The sequence below is a fragment of the Sphingomonas aerolata genome, from assembly GCF_003046295.1.
Classification (GTDB): Bacteria; Pseudomonadota; Alphaproteobacteria; order Sphingomonadales; family Sphingomonadaceae; genus Sphingomonas; species Sphingomonas aerolata.
Genome location: NZ_PZZN01000001.1, coordinates 153,134 through 169,267, shown reverse-complemented (window position 1 = coordinate 169,267; position 16,134 = coordinate 153,134). Strand labels below are relative to the sequence as shown.

At 65.0% G+C, this 16,134-nt stretch carries 21 protein-coding genes; all 21 read left to right on the top strand.

Annotated features, from left to right (window positions below):
* Nucleotides 1–86: 86 nt before the first annotated feature.
* The 21 genes from rplN (at nt 87) to C8J24_RS00760 (ending at nt 15,901) form a co-directional block, all read left to right on the top strand.
* Nucleotides 87–455 carry a 50S ribosomal protein L14 gene (gene rplN / locus C8J24_RS00860; RefSeq protein WP_031393755.1) on the top strand — a complete coding sequence of 123 codons (369 nt, stop codon included), beginning with the start codon at nt 87–89 and terminating at the stop codon, nt 453–455.
* Nucleotides 455–772, top strand: a complete 318-nt coding sequence (gene rplX / locus C8J24_RS00855; protein ID WP_031393754.1) for a 50S ribosomal protein L24 — start codon at nt 455–457, stop codon at nt 770–772. Before rplN ends, rplX begins: the two co-directional genes overlap by 1 nt.
* Complete coding sequence (gene rplE / locus C8J24_RS00850; RefSeq protein ID WP_042466294.1) at nt 765–1,379, top strand: 50S ribosomal protein L5; 615 nt, start codon at nt 765–767, stop codon at nt 1,377–1,379. The genes rplX and rplE overlap by 8 nt, the downstream gene beginning before the upstream one ends.
* Before the next feature lie 65 nt (nt 1,380–1,444).
* Nucleotides 1,445–1,750 (top strand): 30S ribosomal protein S14, encoded by a 306-nt coding sequence (rpsN, locus tag C8J24_RS00845; RefSeq protein WP_031393752.1) that lies wholly within the window; start codon nt 1,445–1,447, stop codon nt 1,748–1,750.
* A 10-nt stretch (nt 1,751–1,760) separates the two neighbouring features.
* On the top strand, nt 1,761–2,156 hold the full coding sequence (gene rpsH, locus C8J24_RS00840; protein WP_031393751.1) for a 30S ribosomal protein S8: 396 nt from the start codon (nt 1,761–1,763) through the stop codon (nt 2,154–2,156).
* Complete coding sequence (gene rplF, locus C8J24_RS00835; protein WP_031393750.1) at nt 2,156–2,689, top strand: 50S ribosomal protein L6; 534 nt, start codon at nt 2,156–2,158, stop codon at nt 2,687–2,689. Before rpsH ends, rplF begins: the two co-directional genes overlap by 1 nt.
* Entirely contained in the window at nt 2,689–3,045 is a 357-nt protein-coding gene (gene rplR, locus C8J24_RS00830) for a 50S ribosomal protein L18 (RefSeq protein WP_031393749.1), read from the top strand. The genes rplF and rplR overlap by 1 nt, the downstream gene beginning before the upstream one ends.
* Before the next feature lie 3 nt (nt 3,046–3,048).
* Nucleotides 3,049–3,852 (top strand): 30S ribosomal protein S5, encoded by an 804-nt coding sequence (gene rpsE, locus C8J24_RS17760; protein WP_107929659.1) that lies wholly within the window; start codon nt 3,049–3,051, stop codon nt 3,850–3,852.
* A 6-nt stretch (nt 3,853–3,858) separates the two neighbouring features.
* A complete protein-coding gene (gene rpmD / locus C8J24_RS00820; RefSeq protein WP_031393747.1) occupies nt 3,859–4,035 on the top strand; it encodes a 50S ribosomal protein L30 in 177 nt (58 codons plus the stop codon).
* A 117-nt stretch (nt 4,036–4,152) separates the two neighbouring features.
* The gene (gene rplO / locus C8J24_RS00815) at nt 4,153–4,695 is read left to right on the top strand and encodes a 50S ribosomal protein L15 (RefSeq protein WP_031393746.1); all 543 of its coding nucleotides are present in this window, start codon (nt 4,153–4,155) and stop codon (nt 4,693–4,695) included.
* A 324-nt stretch (nt 4,696–5,019) separates the two neighbouring features.
* Nucleotides 5,020–6,384 carry a preprotein translocase subunit SecY gene (secY, locus tag C8J24_RS00810; RefSeq protein WP_031393745.1) on the top strand — a complete coding sequence of 455 codons (1,365 nt, stop codon included), beginning with the start codon at nt 5,020–5,022 and terminating at the stop codon, nt 6,382–6,384.
* Nucleotides 6,385–6,435: 51 nt separating this feature from the next.
* Entirely contained in the window at nt 6,436–7,086 is a 651-nt protein-coding gene (locus C8J24_RS00805; RefSeq protein ID WP_107931364.1) for an adenylate kinase, read from the top strand.
* A gap of 210 nt (nt 7,087–7,296) precedes the next feature.
* Nucleotides 7,297–7,989 carry a winged helix-turn-helix domain-containing protein gene (locus tag C8J24_RS00800; protein ID WP_031395241.1) on the top strand — a complete coding sequence of 231 codons (693 nt, stop codon included), beginning with the start codon at nt 7,297–7,299 and terminating at the stop codon, nt 7,987–7,989.
* 6 nt (nt 7,990–7,995) lie between these two features.
* A complete protein-coding gene (locus C8J24_RS00795) occupies nt 7,996–9,339 on the top strand; it encodes a sensor histidine kinase (RefSeq protein WP_056406241.1) in 1,344 nt (447 codons plus the stop codon).
* Nucleotides 9,340–9,388: 49 nt separating this feature from the next.
* Nucleotides 9,389–9,622 (top strand): hypothetical protein, encoded by a 234-nt coding sequence (locus C8J24_RS00790; RefSeq protein WP_031395239.1) that lies wholly within the window; start codon nt 9,389–9,391, stop codon nt 9,620–9,622.
* 215 nt (nt 9,623–9,837) lie between these two features.
* A complete protein-coding gene (gene rpsM / locus C8J24_RS00785; RefSeq protein ID WP_031395238.1) occupies nt 9,838–10,206 on the top strand; it encodes a 30S ribosomal protein S13 in 369 nt (122 codons plus the stop codon).
* A gap of 84 nt (nt 10,207–10,290) precedes the next feature.
* Nucleotides 10,291–10,680, top strand: a complete 390-nt coding sequence (rpsK, locus tag C8J24_RS00780; RefSeq protein ID WP_031395237.1) for a 30S ribosomal protein S11 — start codon at nt 10,291–10,293, stop codon at nt 10,678–10,680.
* Nucleotides 10,681–10,780: 100 nt separating this feature from the next.
* On the top strand, nt 10,781–11,851 hold the full coding sequence (locus C8J24_RS00775) for a DNA-directed RNA polymerase subunit alpha (protein ID WP_031395236.1): 1,071 nt from the start codon (nt 10,781–10,783) through the stop codon (nt 11,849–11,851).
* 252 nt (nt 11,852–12,103) lie between these two features.
* Entirely contained in the window at nt 12,104–12,526 is a 423-nt protein-coding gene (rplQ, locus tag C8J24_RS00770) for a 50S ribosomal protein L17 (protein ID WP_031395235.1), read from the top strand.
* Between the two features lie 94 nt (nt 12,527–12,620).
* Nucleotides 12,621–14,177, top strand: coding sequence for a glutamine-hydrolyzing GMP synthase (gene guaA, locus C8J24_RS00765; RefSeq protein WP_107929657.1), 1,557 nt, complete (start codon nt 12,621–12,623; stop codon nt 14,175–14,177).
* A gap of 107 nt (nt 14,178–14,284) precedes the next feature.
* Nucleotides 14,285–15,901, top strand: a complete 1,617-nt coding sequence (locus C8J24_RS00760; protein WP_107929655.1) for a carboxylesterase/lipase family protein — start codon at nt 14,285–14,287, stop codon at nt 15,899–15,901.
* Nucleotides 15,902–16,134 lie beyond the last annotated feature (233 nt).

The window sequence follows — 16,134 nt, the reverse complement described above, 5'->3', positions numbered from 1 at the left end:
CGTTGCGGACTCGTCCGCGGCGGGGTGATTTTTTAGGCGGGGTTCGGTCGGTATCGACCCCAGAGACAGAGAAGGGATACGGATCCATGATCCAGATGCAGTCCAATCTCGACGTCGCTGACAACAGCGGCGCGAAGCGGGTGCAGTGCATCAAGGTGCTTGGGGGTTCCAAGCGTCGTGTTGCAGGCGTTGGCGACATCATCGTCGTCAGCATCAAGGAAGCGCAGCCACGGGGCCGCGTGAAGAAGGGCGACGTTCACCGCGCGGTGATCGTTCGTACCGCCAAGGATATCCGCCGTGCAGACGGTACGGTCATCCGCTTCGACGGCAACGCCGCGGTGCTGGTCAACAAGAACGAGGAGCCGATCGGCACCCGTATCTTCGGCCCAGTCGTTCGCGAGCTGCGTGGCAAGAAGCACATGAAGATCATCAGCCTTGCGCCGGAGGTGCTGTAATGGCGAGCCAGCGTATCAAGAAGGGTGACAAGGTCATCATCCTGTCCGGCAAGGACAAGGGCAAGACCGGCGAAGTCACGATGTCGATGCCGAAGACCGACAAGGTCGTCGTCTCGGGCGTGAACATTGCCGTGCGCCACACGAAGCCGACCCAGGGTGACCCGCAGGGTGGCCTGGTTCGCAAGGAAGCACCGATGCACGTCTCGAAGGTCGCTCACGTGACCGCAGACGGCAAGCCGACCCGCGTCCGCTTCGAGGAGCAGGATGGCAAGAAGGTCCGCGTGGCCGTCAAGACCGGGGAGAAGATCAATGGTTGATCAGAACACCGCCGCTGGCACCGAGGCCGCCTACACGCCGCGCATGCGGAAGATGTATGATGAGACGATCATTAAGGCGATGACCGAAAAGTTTGGCTACAAGAACGTCATGGAGATCCCCCGGATCGACAAGATCGTGCTGAACATGGGTGTCGGCGAAGCGACGCAGGACAAGAAGAAGGTCGACCAGGCAGCCCAGGAAATGGAGCTGATCGCCGGCCAGAAGCCCGTCGTGACGAAGGCCAAGAAGTCGATCGCGCAGTTCAAGCTGCGTGAGGGCATGCCGATCGGCGTGAAGGTTACCCTTCGCCGCGAGCGCATGTACGAGTTTCTCGACCGTTTCATCACGATCGCTCTTCCCCGCGTCCGCGATTTCCGCGGTCTCAACCCGAAGAGCTTCGATGGCCGTGGCAACTATGCCTGCGGTATCAAGGAGCAGATCGTGTTCCCAGAAATCAGCTATGACCGGGTCGACAAGGTCCGCGGCATGGATGTGATCGTGACGACGACCGCCAAGACCGACGACGAGGCTCGCGAGCTTCTCCGTCTGTTCGGTTTCCCGTTCCCGATCGAAGACGACGCTGCCGACGAGAAGAAGGCAGCTTAACTACCAACCGCCGCCCCTGACCTCGTGTCACGGGCGGCGCTTCAGGAAAGAAAGAACTTAAGTCGATGGCGAAACTGAGTTCAGTCAACAAGAACGAGCGCCGCAAGCGCATGGTCAAGCAGTATGCCCCGAAGTACGCGGCACTGAAGGCAATCGCAGCGGACAAGACGCTCGACGATGGTGAGCGTCTGATCGCTCGCCTCAAGATGGCGGCAATCCCGCGCAACGCGAACCCGACCCGCATCCGTAACCGGTGCGAGCTGACCGGTCGCCCGCGCGCCTATTACCGCAAGTTCCGGCTCTGCCGTATTCAGCTGCGCGATCTGGCCAACAAGGGCCTGATCCCCGGCGTCACGAAGTCGAGCTGGTAAGGACTACATCATGGCAGTGACCGATCCCCTGGGTGATTTGCTCACCCGTATCCGTAATGGCCAGCGCGCGAAGAAGGACTCCGTCCTGACTCCGGCGTCGAAGCTGCGCGTCCGCGTGCTCGACGTTCTGCAGCGTGAAGGCTATATCCGTGGCTATAGCGAAGAGCAGATGGGCCCCGCGGCCGGCCTTCGCATCGAGCTGAAGTATTTCGAGGGCCAGCCTGCGATCAAGCATGTCGCGCGCGTCTCGAAGCCCGGCCGTCGCGTCTATTCCGGCTCGCAGGAACTTCCCCGCGTCCGCAACGGCCTCGGCATCACCATCGTCTCGACGCCCCGCGGCGTGCTTTCGGATTCCGAAGCACGTGAGCAGAACGTCGGCGGCGAAGTCCTCGCGGAGGTGTTCTGATGAGCCGTATTGGTAAGAAGCCGGTCACCGTACCGGCGGGCATCACGCCGACGATCGAGGGCAAGCAGCTGACGATGAAGGGCCCCAAGGGGACCCTGAAGATGCCGCTGCGCGACGAGATCAGCTACACGATCGAAGACGGCGGCATTTCGGTGCAGCCGGCCAACGACACCAAGCGCGCCCGCGCGTTCTGGGGCATGCAGCGGACCATGGTGCAGAACCTGGTCACCGGCGTGTCGGAAGGCTTCACCAAGAAGCTGCTGATCAGCGGCGTCGGCTATCGTGCCGCAGCCCAGGGTCGCAACCTCAAGCTGCAGCTCGGCTACAGCCATGACGTCAACATCGACGTGCCCGAGGGCATCGAGGTTAAGACGCCGGACAACACGACGATCGAGATCTCGGGTTCGGACAAGCAGATGGTTGGCCAGCTGGCCGCGGAGATTCGTCAGTGGCGCAAGCCCGAGCCGTACAAGGGCAAGGGCATCAAGTACGACGGCGAGTTCATCTTCCGCAAGGAAGGGAAGAAGAAGTAATGACCAAGGGACTTTCTCTTTTCGCCAAGCGGCGTCGCCGCAACCGTACCGCGCTGCGCGCACGCGCCGGCACCCGTCCGCGCCTGTCCGTGCATCGCTCGGGCAAGCACATCTATGCCCAGGTGATCGACGATGCCGCCGGCACGACGGTCGCTTCGGCCTCGACGCTGGAGAAGGACGTGCGCGGCACGTCCGGCGCCAACATCGACGCGGCGACCTCTGTCGGCAAGCGCGTCGCCGAGGCTGCCAAGGCGGCGGGCGTGACCCAGGTCGTGTTCGATCGCGGCGGCTTCCTCTACCACGGTCGCGTGAAGGCTCTTGCCGATGCCGCGCGCGAAGCCGGATTGGAGTTCTAAGACATGGCTGACGAAAACAACACGCCAGCGGTAATCGCACCCGAGACGACCGCACAGGACGTCACGGCCCAGAACGTTACGGGGAACGTGCCCCAGAGCACCGGATACCAGGGCAACAGCGGCGGTGGCCGTGGTCGTCCCGGTGGCGGCGGCGGTGGCGGTCGTGGTGGCCCCGGCGGCAATCGCGGCGGTGGCCCCGGTGGCAACCGTGGTGGTCGCGATGGCGGTCGTGGCGGTCGTGACAATCGTGGCGGTCGTCCGGGTTCGGACGATGGCGGCGAAGAGCTGATCGAGAAGCTGGTGCACATCAACCGCGTCTCGAAGACGGTCAAGGGCGGTAAGCGCTTCGGCTTTGCAGCACTCGTCGTCGTCGGCGACGGCAAGGGCCGTGCAGGCTTCGGCCATGGCAAGGCACGCGAAGTGCCGGAAGCCATCTCGAAGGCGACGGCAGCTGCCAAGAAGAAGATGGTTCGCGTTCCGCTTAAGGACGGTCGCACGCTGCATCATGACGGCAACGGTCACTTCGGCGCCGGTAAGGTCACGCTGCGGTCGGCGCCTCAGGGTACGGGCATCATCGCCGGTGGCCCGATGCGCGCCGTCTTCGAGTCGCTGGGTGTCGCAGACGTCGTGACCAAGTCGGTCGGCACGTCGAACCCCTACAACATGATCCGCGCAACGTTCGAAGCCCTTGGCGAGCAGACCTCGCCCAAGGCCGTCGCACAGCGTCGCGGCAAGAAGATCGCCGACCTGCTCGGCCATGGTGGTTCGAAGACCGCCGAGGCCGATGCAGCTGCGATCACGGAGTAAGCGATCATGGCTACCATCAAGATCACGCAGACCGGTTCGCCGATCCGCCGCGAGAAGGACCAGCGCGCAACGCTGGTCGGTCTCGGCCTGAACAAGATGCACAAGACCCGCGAGCTGGAAGACAGCCCAGAGGTCCGCGGCATGATCCGCAAGGTGCAGCACATGGTGTCGGTCGAAGGCTGAGCCTTCACGACCCACGTGACAAATACGGGAAAGGGGGCTAACGGCCCCCTTTCTTATTCCAGAATCCAACCCCGGTTTTTCAACCAGCGCGTAACAAGCGAAAGCGAGTGCATTACCATGAAGCTCAACGAACTCCGCGATAACGAAGGTGCCCGTAAGTCCAAGATGCGCGTCGGACGCGGCATCGGCTCGGGCAAGGGCAAGACCGGCGGCCGCGGCCAGAAGGGCCAGAAGAGCCGCGAGGGCGTGTCCATCGCCGGCTTCGAAGGCGGCCAGATGCCGCTCCACATGCGTCTGCCTAAGCGCGGCTTCAACAACATCTTCCGCAAGGACTTCGCAGAGGTCAACCTCGGCGCGATCCAGCTCGCGGTCGATGCCGGCAAGATCGAGGCGAACGCCACGCTCGACCACAACGCGCTCAAGGCCGCTGGCCTGGCACGTGGCGGCAAGGACGGCGTCCGCCTCCTCGCCAAGGGCGAGCTGACCACGGTCCTTTCGTTCACCGTCGACGGCGCGTCGAAGGGTGCGATCGAGGCGGTCGAGAAGATCGGCGGCAAGGTCGAGGTGATCCACTTCGTCCCCGCAGCCGAGAAGGCTGCCGCCAAGAAGGGCGTGAAGTACAAGGAGCGTGCGGCGCACAAGGCGTCGTTCAAGGCCTGAGCCGAACGAGAAATGGGGCGGGTGCGAGAGCGCCGGCCCCTTTTTTTATTTGCCTGACCTGGCGGCTTCCTGTCGCCCGCTTCCGACCCGCCCGTTTTTCGGGACCACCCTTCCTCCGTTCGCCCTGAGCGTAGTCGAAGGGTACGTCACCTGGGGCAACGTCCTTCGACTTCGCGCAGGACGAACGGGGCAGGGGGCGACCGAGCGCCCCTCGGGCTCGCATAACGCACCTAGGCATTAGACAAGCGCGCTCCTGCGCCTATATGAGCGGCGGGGGCGGTCACAACGCTTCCCGCCTTCTTTGTTTCCAGGACGATCACACGTATGGCATCCGCAGCCGACCAGATGGCGCAAAGCGTCAGCCTGTCCAAATTCGCCAAGGCGACCGATCTCAAGAAGCGGTTGTGGTTCACGATCGGCGCCCTGATCGTCTTCCGCCTGCTCAGCTATGTCCCGTTGCCGGGTGTCGACCCGACCGCGCTGGGGCTGTTGTCGCAGCAGACGCAGGGCGGCGTGCTCGACTTCTTCAACACCTTCTCGGGTGGCTCGCTCAGCCGCATGTCGCTGATCGCGCTCGGCGTGATGCCCTACATCACCGCCTCGATCGTGGTGCAGCTCGCGACCTCGTTGAGCCCCACGCTCGCCGCGATCAAGAAGGACGGCGAATCGGGCCGCAAGCGCCTGAACCAGTACACCCGCTACGGCACCGTCGGCCTGACCGCGGTGCAGGGCTATTTCATCGCCGTCGGGCTCGAGACGCTGGGTGCGAACCAGGGAATCGCCGCGGTGATCGAGCCGGGCATGACCTTTCGCATCGCGGCGGTCATCTCGCTGATCGGCGGCACGATGTTCCTGATGTGGCTCGGTGAGCAGATCACCAGCCGCGGCATCGGCAACGGCGTCTCGCTGATCATCATGGCGGGCATCGTCGCGCATCTGCCGACGACCCTGGTGAACTTGCTCGAGGGCGGCCGTTCGGGCAGCCTCGACCCGATCAAGCTGATCGGCATCATCGTCGCGGTCGTCCTCCTCGTCCTGTTCATCTGCTTCATGGAGCGCGCGCAGCGTCGCATCCTGATCCAGTATCCCAAGCGCCAGACGCAGCGCGGGATGCAGGCCGATCGCAGCCATCTGCCGCTGAAGATCAACACCGCGGGCGTCATCCCGCCGATCTTCGCCTCGTCGCTGCTGCTGATGCCGCTGACGATCTCGCAGTTCGCCGGACAGCGCGTCGCGGGTGAGTCGCAGTGGGGCGATTTCATCATCACCCTCAACCAGTATCTGCAGCACGGCAGCCCCGTGTACATGCTGCTCTACGGTGCCGGCATCATCTTCTTCTCGTTCTTCTACACCGCGATCGTCTTCAATCCCGAAGAGACGGCGGACAATCTGAAGCGGCATGGCGGGTTCATCCCCGGCATCCGTCCGGGCAAGAACACCGAGAACTATTTCGATTACGTACTGACGCGCATCACCGTCATCGGTGCCGCCTATCTGACGATCATCTGCCTGCTGCCCGAATATCTGGTCACGGCGCTGTCGATCCCCTTCTATCTCGGCGGCACCAGCCTGCTGATCGTCGTCAACGTGACGATGGATACGGTGACACAGATCCAGAGCCATCTGCTCGCGCATCAATATGGCGATCTGATCAAGAAGGCGAAGCTGAAGGGCGGTCGACTTCGCTAAGTTGCGGGGTTACCGGTTTATAATCCTGCACGAACGAGGGGAGTGCGTTTCGTGAATATCATCCTTCTTGGCCCGCCAGGCGCGGGCAAGGGCACGCAGGCCGCGACGCTCGTGGCCGAACGCGGCATGGTCCAACTGTCCACCGGCGACATGCTGCGCGCTGCGGTCGCAGCGGAATCGCCCGTCGGCCTTCAGGCGAAAGCCGTGATGGCCGCCGGGGGCCTGGTCAGCGACGACATCGTGTCGGGCATCATCGGTGAGCGGCTCGACCAGCCCGATACCGCAAACGGCGTGATCTTCGACGGCTATCCGCGCACCGCGGCCCAGGCCGAGGCGCTCGACGGGCTGCTTGCAGCCCGGGGCCGTACGCTCGATTACGTGATCGAGCTCGGTGTCGACGAAGCCGCACTGATCGACCGCGTGGTCGGCCGGTATACCTGTGCGAACTGCGGCGCCGGCTATCACGATCGGTTCAAGCAGCCGGCGGTTGCCGGGGTCTGCGACGTGTGCGGCTCGACCGAGTTCAAGCGCCGTCCCGACGACAATGCCGAAACCGTCAAGACGCGGATGGCCGAATATCGCGCCAAGACCGCGCCGATCCTGCCAGTCTACGATGCGCGTGGTCTCGTGCGCCGCGTCGACGGGATGGCGGACATCGGCCATGTCGGTGTCGCGATCGCAGCGATCCTCGACGACCGCTGATTAAACGATCACCACCCCGAACATGACAGGTTTGTCATGTTCGGGTCATCCCCCTGTCGAGTGCCCGATCCTAAGAGACGCGTGTCGCCCGAAAGAGCGGCGCGAGTTTCCAGAGATCGGTGCCCGTCACTCCCGGGGGTACCGTGGGGGCCGGCGGGAAGTGATTTCCGCCGGCCTTTCCGTTATGGGACAGGGGAAAGCGATGACGCCGTGAACCGCAAGATCCTGATTGTCGAAGATGATGTTTCGACCGCAAGCTACCTCGCCAAGGGGCTGACCGAAGCGGGTTATGCCGTCGAGACCTGTGGCGATGGGCGTGACGGACTGTTCCTCGCGAGCGAGGGGATCTTCGACCTGATCATTGCCGACCGGATGCTGCCGGGGCTCGACGGCCTGGCGATGGTCAGCGCGGTCCGCGCGGCCGGCATCGTCACCCCGGTCCTCATCCTCTCCGCGCTCGCCGCGGTCGACCACCGCGTCGACGGGCTGAAGGCCGGGGCCGACGACTATCTGTGCAAACCCTTCTCGTTCGCGGAACTGTCGGCGCGCGTCGAGGCACTGGTGCGGCGGTCGGACCGGCTGGCGAGCGATCCGCAAAAAACCAAGCTGTCGGTCGGCGATCTCGAGATCGACCTGCTTTCACGCGTCGTATCGCGCGGTGGGCACACCATCCCGCTGGGTGCGCGTGAATTCAACCTGCTCGAATTCCTCGCCCGGCATGCGGGGCAGGTCGTGACGCGGACGATGATGCTCGAGAAGATCTGGAACTATCACTTCGATCCGGGATCGAACGTCGTCGACGTCCATATCGGGCGGTTGCGGCGCAAGCTCGAGGACGGGTTTCCGACGCCGATCCTCCATACGGTACGCGGGGCAGGATACCGGCTCGCCGTGGAGGGCTGAACCGCGATGCGGTTGTCGGTCACCGCGCGGATCGCGCTGCTCGCGATCATGCTGTCGCTCGTGTCCAACCTGGCGCTGATCGGGTTTGTCTGGAAACAGACCAGCGCCGATGCGATCGATGCGATCCGGCGCGAGACCACCGAACAGTCCGATGCGCTGCGCACCGTCTGGCAGGTCGGCGGTATTCCCGAACTGCGGCAGGCGATCGGCGAGGCGGTGAGCCCCGGCGACGTCTCGCTGGTACTCGCGCTCGTCGACGCGGACGGACGGACCGTCCAGGGAGTCGCGCCTGCGCGGCTGACCGTGCCGCTGCGGATGACCCGCTTCAGGATTGCCCGGCTTGGCGACGATGCGTTGTGGAACGCGCGCGAGACGGGGTACGCCCTGTATCCGATCGGCCGGCAATGGCTGCTGACGGGCCGCAACCTCGACCTGATCGCGGCGGAGGAACGTGCGATGGAGCGCGCGCTGGCCTTCGCCATCACCCTCTCGCTCGCGCTCGGCATCGTCGGGGGACTCGTTCTCGCGCGTTATGTCGGTCGGCGTCTCGACGGGATAGCGAGCGTCGTCGAGGCCGCGGGCGAGGGTGACCTGTCACGCCGTGTAGCTGTGGTTGCAGGCGGCGGGGATGCGTTCGACCGGCTGGCCGCGCGGCTGAACGTCATGCTCAGCAAGCTCGAGGGGGTGATGGCCGAGCTGCGCGTCGTGACCGACAGCCTGGCCCATGACCTGCGCTCGCCGCTGGCGCGTCTGCGGACCAAGACCGAGCAGGCGGTGCTGATCGCGGACCCCGACGCGCGTGAAGTGGCATTGGGCGGGCTGCTGACAGAGACCGACCTCGTCATGCGGATGCTGACGATGGTGATCGAGATCAGCCGGTCGGGCTCGGTATCGCGCGACCGGTTCATTCAGGTGTCGCCTGCGAACCTGCTCGAGGAGATCGGTGAGCTCTATGCCCCGGTCGCCGAGGATGCGGGCCTGAGCTTCGTCGTGGCGATCGACGATCGGCCACCGGCGATGGCGTTGCACCGCGAACTGCTGAGCCAGGCGATCACCAACATGATCGACAATGCGCTGCGGCATGGGGCCAGTGGTGGCACGGTAACGCTCCGCCTGATCGAGCGCGGTGACGGCGTCGCGATCCAGGTCGAGGATCGCGGGCCGGGGATCGCGGTGGCGGACCGCGCGCAGGCGCTCAAGCGATTCGGGCGGCTCGACAGCGCACGCACGACCCCGGGGGCGGGGCTGGGCATGGCGCTGGTCGAGGCGGTCGCGCGGCTGCATGACGGGCGGTTCGAACTGGGTGACAATGCGCCGGGCCTCGTCGCACGGATCGTCCTGCCGGTCTGACCGCGTGCGGGGATGGCTTTGTCCGGGCGGACGCGGCAAGAGGCTGCCGATGGACGCACTTTCGCTTTTCGGGCTTGCCGCGGTTTCCTTCACCCTGCTGTGCTACGCCAAGGAATCGGGATCGCACTGGTGGACGTTCGGCTTCGCGGTGGGGTGCCTGTTCGGATCGGCCTATGGCTTCCTGCAGGGGGCATGGCCGTTCGGTCTGGTCGAGCTGATCTGGTTCGTCGTCGCGCTGCGGCGCTGGATCGTGATGCGACGGGTGGCCGAGCCCCGGCCCTGACGCGGTCGCACTTTACGCATCGCAGGGGCGCATCACGCGGGCGGCGGAACCCGCGGCTTGACAGTTCGTTAGCGCGCGCCTAATTCGACCTCCCCGATACGACGGTTCCCGGCGGCGCTCTTTTGCGTTCGCCGTTATCGTGCGTTTCGGATCATCGCTAGGAGATGAGGGCCGTGCAGCCATGCCGGACCTCGTGGAGCAGGAGAACCAAGTTCATGGCACGTATCGCGGGTGTTAATATCCCGACCAACAAGCGCGTGGTAATCGCGCTGACCTATATTCACGGCATCGGTTCGACCAAGGCCAAGGAAATCGTCGCGAAGCTCGGCATTGCCGACACCGCACGAGTCCAGGACCTGACCGACCAGGAAGTGCTGCACATCCGTGAGGCGATCGACGCCGACTACACCGTCGAAGGCGATCTGCGTCGCCAGGTGTCGATGAACATCAAGCGCCTGATGGATCTCGCCTGCTATCGTGGTCTTCGTCACCGCAAGGGCCTGCCGGTCCGCGGCCAGCGCACGCACACCAATGCGCGCACCCGCAAGGGCAAGGCTAAGCCGATCGCCGGCAAGAAGAAGTAATCCGACTCAACACCGGATTACTCCGCCGGCGCTGGTCCCGAGGGACCGCCCGGCGTCACGCAGATACAGGTCAGGAAATACACCATGGCACGCGAACCTCAGCGCATTAAGCGGCGCGAGCGCAAGAACATCACCTCTGGCGTCGCACACGTGAATGCCAGCTTCAACAACACCATGATCACGATCACCGATGCCCAGGGCAACGCGATCTCGTGGTCGTCGGCCGGCGCAATGGGCTTCAAGGGCTCGCGCAAGTCGACTCCGTACGCGGCGCAGGTCGCAGCGGAAGACGCGGGCAAGAAGGCCGCCGAGCACGGCGTCCGGACGATCGAAGTCGAAGTGAAGGGCCCCGGTTCGGGCCGCGAGTCGGCACTGCGCGCGCTGCAGGCAGTCGGTTTCCAGATCACGTCGATCCGCGACGTGACCTCGATCCCGCACAACGGCGTTCGTCCTTCGAAGCGTCGTCGCGTCTGATTTCTCCGACGTTGCCCGTGCGCGGTTGATCGCGCGGCACGGGTGCATATTCATGGCCGGTGGACGTCCTGTCCGCCGGCCCCCAAATTAGGGGAAGCAAGTGTCTGTCAACGCAAAGAACTGGCAGGAACTCAAGAAGCCCAGCGGCCTGGAGAAAAAGGCCGGTGGCGACACCAAGCGCAAGGCGACCTTCATCGCCGAGCCGCTCGAGCGTGGCTTCGGCCTGACGCTCGGCAACGCGCTGCGGCGCGTGTTGCTTTCGTCGCTGCAGGGCGCGGCCGTGACCTCGATCAAGATCGAGAACGTGCTGCATGAGTTCTCGTCTCTGGCCGGCGTCCGCGAGGACGTGACCGACATCGTCCTCAACGTGAAGCAGATCGCGATCCGCATGCAGGGCGAGGGGCCCAAGCGCCTCCAGCTCTCCGCAACGGGTCCGGGTGAAGTCAAGGCCGGCGACATCGCCGTCTCGGGCGACATCGAGATCATGAACAAGGATCTCGTGATCTGCCACCTCGATGAGGGTGCGACGCTCAACATGGAGCTGACCGCCGACATCGGTAAGGGTTACGTGCCCGCGACCGCAAACCGCCCGGCCGACGCGCCGATCGGTCTGATCCCGGTCGATGCGCTCTACTCGCCGGTACGGCAGGTGTCGTACAAGGTCGACCCGACCCGCGTCGGTCAGGACCTGGATTACGACAAGCTGACGCTGACGATCGAAACCGACGGCACGATCACTCCGGAAGACGCAGTCGGCTATGCCGGTCGCATTCTCCAGGACCAGCTCGCGCTGTTCGTGCACTTCGACGATTCGTCGGTCACGCGTTCGTCGGCCCCGATCGGCCAGGCAGCACCCGCTGCCGGTGGTGCGGAGCCCGCAGGCGACACGCAGCAGATCAACCGTTACCTTCTCAAGAAGGTCGACGAGCTCGAGCTGTCGGTGCGTTCGGCGAACTGCCTCAAGAACGACAACATCATCTATATCGGCGATCTGGTCGGCAAGACCGAAGCCGAGATGCTGCGCACGCCTAACTTCGGCCGCAAGTCCTTGAACGAGATCAAGGAAGTGCTGTCGTCGATGGGTCTTCGCCTGGGCATGGAAATCCCGGGCTGGCCGCCTGAGAACATCGAAGAGATGGCCAAGAAGCTCGAGCAGGAAATCATGGGCTGATCTGGCACCGGGGCAGCCATGCTGCACCGGAGACCAGACAGCCCGGCCGGCGGGTCGGTTTCGACCGACCCGTTCGACGACACGGCTTTGCCGGGTCGCCACACGGCTGAAGACAAAGTGGGCCAGGTGCGGGTTTCGTGATTGACGAAACCTGTCCTTGCCGTCTTTACGAAGGCAACGGTCGCCGGCCTTAACGGCGACCAGCTCCCGGGTACCTCATACGGCCCCTGAACGAACGAAAAGGTATTAAACATGCGCCATCGCGTAGGCGGCCGTAAGCTTCAGCGGACCTCGGCCCACCGTCTTGCTCTGTTCCGCAACATGAGCGCCGCGCTCATCAAGCACGAGCAGATCACCACCACCGTCGCCAAGGCGAAGGAACTGCGTCCTTACATCGAGAAGCTGATCACGCTCGCGAAGAAGGGTGGCCTGTCCAACCGTCGCCTCGCGCACGGCAAGCTGCTCGACGACGCCCAGCTGGTGAAGCTGTTCGACGTTCTGGCGACCCGCTATGCGGATCGGAACGGCGGCTACACTCGCGTCATCAAGGCTGGCATCCGCATGTCGGACGCCTCGCCGATGGCCGTCATCGAGTTCGTCGACCGCGACGTCTCGGCGAAGGGCCAGGATTCGGGTCCGGTGATGTCGGACGAGGATTACAACGAAGCGGCATAATCCCCGCCTCTCGTTAGTCGAATTGCAGGCCGCGTTTCCCATCCGGGAGGCGCGGCCTCTTTCGTTACGGGTCCCATCCGGCTATGCGCCCGACATGGAGCACCCAGACAGCATTCTCATCGTCGATTTCGGCAGCCAGGTAACCCAGCTGATCGCCCGCCGCGTGCGCGAGGCGGGCGTCTATAGCGAGATCGCCCCCTTCCAGTCCGCCGCGGCCGCGTTCGAACGGATGCAGCCAAAGGGGATCATCCTGTCGGGTGGCCCCGCCTCGGTCACGACCGAGAACAGCCCCCGCGTGCCGCAGCATTTCTTCGAGGCGGGGATCCCGATCCTCGGCATCTGCTACGGCCAGCAGGTCATGTCCGCGCAGCTCGGCGGCAACGTGATCGTCTCGGGTGATGGCGGCGAGTTCGGCAGCGCATTCGTCGAGGTGAAGTCGCCCTGCGCGCTGTTCGACGGGCTGTGGGCCGAGGGCGAGCGGCACCAGGTCTGGATGAGTCACGGCGACAAGGTCGACGCGATCCCGCCGGGCTTCACCCCCGTCGCGGTGTCGACCGGTGCCCCTTATGCGATCGTCGCCGACGAGGCGCGGCGCTTCTACGGCGTGCAGTTCCACCCCGAGGTCGTCCACACGCCCGATGGCGGCAAGCTGATCGCGAACTTCGCGCGGCACGTCTGCGGTCTCAGCGGCGACTGGACGATGGCCGAGTTCCGCGAGACCAAGATCGCCGAGATCCGCGCGCAGGTCGGCAAGGGCAGGGTGATCTGCGGCCTGTCGGGCGGCGTCGACTCGGCGGTGGCGGCGGTGCTGATCCATGAGGCGATCGGCGAGCAGCTCACCTGCGTCTATGTCGATCACGGCCTGATGCGCGCGGGCGAGAGCGAGCAGGTCGTCAGCCTGTTCCGCGGGGCCTACAACATCCCACTGATCCATGTGAACGTCGAGGAGCTGTTCCTCAGCGGTCTCGCCGGGATCACCGACCCTGAGCTGAAGCGCAAGTTCATCGGCAAGACCTTCATCGACGTGTTCGATGCCGAGGCGAAGAAACTGGGCGGCGCGGAGTTCCTGGCTCAGGGTACGCTCTATCCCGACGTGATCGAGAGCGTCAGCTTCACCGGCGGTCCGTCGGTGACGATCAAGAGCCACCATAATGTCGGCGGTCTGCCCGAGCGGATGAACATGAAGCTCGTCGAGCCCTTGCGCGAACTGTTCAAGGACGAGGTCCGTGCGCTCGGTCGTGAGCTGGGGCTGCCGGAGATCTTCGTCGGCCGGCACCCGTTCCCCGGACCCGGCCTCGCGATCCGCATCCCCGGCGAAGTCACCAAGGAACGCTGCGACATCCTGCGCAAGGCGGATGCGATCTATCTTGAGGAGATCCGCAATGCGGGGCTCTACGACACGATCTGGCAGGCGTTCGCGGTGCTGCTGCCCGTGCGCAGCGTCGGCGTGATGGGCGACGGCCGCACCTACGACAACGTCCTCGCTCTCCGCGCCGTGACCTCGACCGACGGGATGACCGCGCAGGCGTTCCAGTTCCCCGGCGACTTCCTGCCGCGCGTGGCGACCCGGATCATCAACGAGGTCAAGGGCATCAACCGCGTGACCTACGACTATACGTCGAAGCCGCCCGGCACGATCGAGTGGGAGTGAGCCCCATGGGCGGCGTGCGCCTCTTCGCCTGAGCGGTTTCCCCGATTGCAGGAACGGCGCGGGTGTTCCATTCCCTCGTAGACAAGCAGGACCGGGGGAGAGCGGTGATGAGCATGCAGAGGGCGTCGACGGCGCTGGCGACCGTGATGACGTGTGTTGCCGCGATGGTCCCGGGCACAGGTGCGGCGCAGGGCGTGACGCCCCCGGTCAAGGTCGAGGGCGGGTCGGTGACCGGTACGACGGCCGCAGGCGTCGCGGTCTTCAAGGGCATACCCTTTGCAGCGCCGCCGGTCGGCCCCTTGCGGTGGCGGGCGCCGCAGCCGGTGCAGAAATGGTCGGGAATGCGCGCCGCGGACCGTTTCGGGCATGACTGTATGCAACTGCCCTTTCCGAGCGACGCCGCGCCGCTCGGCACGACGCCGGCGGAGGATTGTCTCGTGCTCAACGTCTGGCGTCCGGCGGCGTCAGGGGCGCCGAAACCCGTGCTGGTCTGGATTTATGGCGGCGGGTTCGTGAATGGCGGGTCGTCGCCTGCGGTCTATGACGGATCGGCGTTCGCACGGCAGGACGTCGTGTTCGTCAGCTTCAACTATCGGCTCGGACGGTTCGGCTTTTTCGCGCATCCCGCGCTGAGCGCGGCGAACGAGGGACCGCTCGGCAACTATGCGCTGCTCGACCAGATCGCGGCATTGCAATGGGTGCGGGCGAATATCGCGAAATTTGGGGGCGATCCGGCGCAGGTCACGCTGATGGGTGAATCGGCAGGGGGCGCTTCGGTGTTGAACCTGATGGCATCGCCGATGGCGAAGGGCCTGTTCGCGCGGGCGATCGTGATGTCGGGCGGCGGGCGGACATTGATCGGTGGCGTGCCGCTTCGCGGTGAGGCCGGCGGCAGGGCCTCGGCCGAGACGATCGGCGTCAACTTTGCGACGACCCAGGGCATTGCGGGACGGTCAGCGGCGGAGACGCTCGCGGCGCTTCGCGCCTTGCCCGCCGATGAGGTGCGCGGCGAGTTGAACCTTGCCTATCGGGGCCCGGTGGATGTGCCGACCTATGCCGGCGGACCGATCGTCGATGGCCGCGTCGTGGTCGGCACGACTGACGGGGCGATGCGGCGGGGGACCGCGATGGCGGTACCGATGATGGTCGGGACCACCGACGCGGATATCGCGGGCTTTGGCGAGACGTCCAAGGAGGGGCTGTTCGCCAGCTTCGGTGCGCAGGCCGACGCCGCCCGTGCCGCCTATGATCCAGTGGGCACGCAGGAGCTTGCCGCGGTCGGTCCCGAGGTAGGACGCGACCGCCTGATGCACGAACCCGCGCGGCTCGTCGCGCAGGAGACGCAGCGCACGGGGCAGCCCGCCTATCTCTATCGCTTCGGTTATGTCGCGCAATCGATGCGCAAGGACTGGTCGGGCGCGCCGCATGCCACGGACATCCCGTATTTCTTCGACACGGTTGCCGCGAAATACGGCGCGGCGCTGACCCCGCAGGATGCCCGCGCCGCACAGCTCGCCAACCGCTATGTCGTCAATTTCGTGCGGAAGGGCGATCCCAATGCGCCGGGACTACCGCGCTGGCCGGCCTTCGACGCACGCCGGGGCGCTGTGCAGCTGTTGCAGGCCGATGCGAGCGCGATCAACGGCGTGGATCCGCTCAAGGCCCGGCTGGATGCGGTACAGGGGGCCGCCGACGCTGTCTCAGGAGGCCCCGAACGGCGCTGAGGCACGCCGCGCAGCCGCTTGCGCACATAGTTCGAGCGTCTGGCGTCCGCGTCTTCTGTCGATTTCAGTAGGAATCGGCCCGCTCGAGAAAAGGGGATAACTCGTGCGGGCCGCAGTCCAGCGCCGACGCTGCTGTCTTGGGGAAGCGCGTCGGACGGATCGGATATGGGCGGAATGCCGCGATGTATCAAGACTTTTGAAAGGAAGTTGTGCTGACCGATTGCGGGGCCGAC

Excerpts from the sequence above, each read along its gene's own strand:
- rplQ (WP_031395235.1), top strand. The coding sequence starts at position 12,104 with ATGCGCCATCGCGTAGGCGGCCGTAAGCTTCAGCGGACCTCGGCCCAC.
- rplX (WP_031393754.1), top strand. The coding sequence starts at position 455 with ATGGCGAGCCAGCGTATCAAGAAGGGTGACAAGGTCATCATCCTGTCC.
- rpmD (WP_031393747.1), top strand. The coding sequence starts at position 3,859 with ATGGCTACCATCAAGATCACGCAGACCGGTTCGCCGATCCGCCGCGAG.
- guaA (WP_107929657.1), top strand. The coding sequence starts at position 12,621 with ATGGAGCACCCAGACAGCATTCTCATCGTCGATTTCGGCAGCCAGGTA.
- secY (WP_031393745.1), top strand. The coding sequence starts at position 5,020 with ATGGCATCCGCAGCCGACCAGATGGCGCAAAGCGTCAGCCTGTCCAAA.
- rplE (WP_042466294.1), top strand. The coding sequence starts at position 765 with ATGGTTGATCAGAACACCGCCGCTGGCACCGAGGCCGCCTACACGCCG.
- C8J24_RS00795 (WP_056406241.1), top strand. The coding sequence starts at position 7,996 with ATGCGGTTGTCGGTCACCGCGCGGATCGCGCTGCTCGCGATCATGCTG.
- rpsK (WP_031395237.1), top strand. The coding sequence starts at position 10,291 with ATGGCACGCGAACCTCAGCGCATTAAGCGGCGCGAGCGCAAGAACATC.
- C8J24_RS00790 (WP_031395239.1), top strand. The coding sequence starts at position 9,389 with ATGGACGCACTTTCGCTTTTCGGGCTTGCCGCGGTTTCCTTCACCCTG.
- rpsH (WP_031393751.1), top strand. The coding sequence starts at position 1,761 with ATGGCAGTGACCGATCCCCTGGGTGATTTGCTCACCCGTATCCGTAAT.
- rplR (WP_031393749.1), top strand. The coding sequence starts at position 2,689 with ATGACCAAGGGACTTTCTCTTTTCGCCAAGCGGCGTCGCCGCAACCGT.
- rplF (WP_031393750.1), top strand. The coding sequence starts at position 2,156 with ATGAGCCGTATTGGTAAGAAGCCGGTCACCGTACCGGCGGGCATCACG.
- rpsM (WP_031395238.1), top strand. The coding sequence starts at position 9,838 with ATGGCACGTATCGCGGGTGTTAATATCCCGACCAACAAGCGCGTGGTA.
- rplN (WP_031393755.1), top strand. The coding sequence starts at position 87 with ATGATCCAGATGCAGTCCAATCTCGACGTCGCTGACAACAGCGGCGCG.
- rpsE (WP_107929659.1), top strand. The coding sequence starts at position 3,049 with ATGGCTGACGAAAACAACACGCCAGCGGTAATCGCACCCGAGACGACC.
- rpsN (WP_031393752.1), top strand. The coding sequence starts at position 1,445 with ATGGCGAAACTGAGTTCAGTCAACAAGAACGAGCGCCGCAAGCGCATG.
- rplO (WP_031393746.1), top strand. The coding sequence starts at position 4,153 with ATGAAGCTCAACGAACTCCGCGATAACGAAGGTGCCCGTAAGTCCAAG.
- C8J24_RS00760 (WP_107929655.1), top strand. The coding sequence starts at position 14,285 with ATGAGCATGCAGAGGGCGTCGACGGCGCTGGCGACCGTGATGACGTGT.